Annotated in this window: 1 protein-coding gene; it reads right to left on the bottom strand. The window is 39.8% G+C overall.

Annotation, left to right across the window (positions count from 1 at the left end; translation table 11 throughout):
• A partial coding sequence (locus tag ACNKXS_RS00870) for a LamG domain-containing protein (protein WP_417919230.1) occupies window positions 1-2,118 on the bottom strand: 2,118 nt, incomplete at both ends.

Here is a 2,118-nt window from a genome sequence, read left to right as displayed (position 1 = left end):
TGGTACACCTTGGATAACAAATTCAGATTCATCGATCATCCAGTAGAGATCTTCCACATTGTTTTCGATAAGGGGCGCGTCATATCCAAGATCAAAGCCATCGGTAGTATTGACATCTGCCGTGGCAAGAATCTGGCGGTGGTAACCTTTAGGAGATTCCAGTTTTAATCTAATCTTTTGTCTGGAATCTTTTTCATATTCATTCTCCGCCGTTTTCTTCGGATCCTCTTCCTGTGAATGGAATTGAGAGTCTCCAGAACTTTCTGGAACAAAAACTCGGTACTTATTTTTAAAAGTAATTTGCTGCGGGTTTGAAGCCCCCTGAGTGTTGATGAAAAATCCCTGACCTACCGGAATATATCTTCCTGGTTTTTTTGAGCCTCTAAGATCTGTTTCAGTTTCTATCCTTGAGTCTATAGAGCTCGCTGAGGATACCGATCCGGATTTATTTAGAACTGCATATCCACCTACATATTCTTCTAGATAATGACTGTCGATCTTACCAAAATGATCCCAGAAATATAGTGAGCCATTGAAATTTTGTTGTTGTATCGCATTCTCTTCAATAAATTTTTCTGAATCTATTGCAGAAGGGTAAGGATTACCGGTAAGTAGATTCTGATCCTCTCCCACCGCTACAGAAATATCTCCATTATTAGGCATACCACGAAAGGTATAGTTTTGGTGAACGTTTAAATCTGCAGCACCTGAAGTTCCTTTCATACTGTAACCAATTCCTGGTTCAAGTTTAAAAGTTTCATCGAATTGTAGCCAGGTAAAATAATCATCTGCATCTCCGCTAAAAGTATATAACCAATAGGAACTTATTACAATATCATTTCCATCTGCGGCGCGGAAATTGGATTGAAAAGTAAATGGACTAGAGCCATTGTAGAGCACCGTGTTCAATGCAAAGCCATCGTTTATGGTTGAGGTGTTGGCATTGGAGACGGGAGAAGTCCAGTAGTTGTAGTTATAGCTATTTGCTTTTCCCTGCTGATCAATCTGTAAATTCCCAGAACTTTCTGGAGCAATAATACTACCCTCTGGCTGTATTAATTGGGATTCTCCGTTAAGATCTATCACACCATCCAGTTGTAGATAACGAGATATCAACAGACCGTTACCAGAACCTTTACCAGTATTTGTGTTCGTAGTACCATCAAATTCGATGGTACCACTTTGGGATACTAAGCCGAGTAAATTGATATTTCTTGTGGCATTTGTGATGTTATGTTTTGCAACCACTATATTCCAATTGATCATTTGATCATTGATACCCTTTGAGTTTGGCGCATCCCAGACATCTGGATAGAGCCATGTGCTCATATTGTCCCAGTTGCCATTATTGGCCGATTCGTAAGGCAGCGGGGCAGTAGTTTCCTGCGGTGTTGTGATATTTAATAATTTTCCAGAACTACCCTTAAATGTAGAGCCATCCAGAGTATATGCATCCAGGTTTCCACAGCTTATGTTATCCATTCGGTAATACGCCTCAAGGTTAGTCCAGTTCAATCCTGTAGCAACTGGAATGACCTCACCAATAACCTCAGCATCTGCACCTTTAGTGATATGCTGATTCATCATTAATTGAATCTGGTCTTGTGTCAAAGCAACATTCCAGATTCTTAACTCTTCCATCCAGCCGTGATAAAAATCTCTGCTTTCTAATGAGTTTTCCCCATCCATAGCTCCTAATATTGCTCGATAATTGTTTGGATTTGGAGCAGGCCCACCAGTGTTCTTCATAAGCAAGCCATCTATGTATAGACGATATTCCCCAGTACTTGTATGTGTGAGTGCAATATGATACCACCTGCTATTGTCGGTGATTCTATGAGGAGACGAGATAGAACCATTTTTATCCCAATTGAATGAGACAGTTTTGTTGGTAATCCTTAAGTCGTATCCATGAGCAGAACCTGAATAATCACCATCTCGTTTGGAAAATATAGTATGTTTTCCAGTAAGAGTTTCTGGCTTTACCCAAACCTCAAGGCTAAAAGCCCCGCCAAGATTATAATTATTCCCAAAGTCAACATGATCATTATCACCATCAAAATTAACGTTGTCGCAGTTAGAAATAGTAACAATCATTTCATCGCTGCAACCATCAAC

Source organism: Christiangramia marina, from assembly GCF_048285865.1.
GTDB lineage: Bacteria > Bacteroidota > Bacteroidia > Flavobacteriales > Flavobacteriaceae > Christiangramia > Christiangramia marina.
The sequence above is the reverse complement of the archived record's forward strand: the minus strand, read 5'-3'. Positions and strand labels throughout refer to the sequence as shown.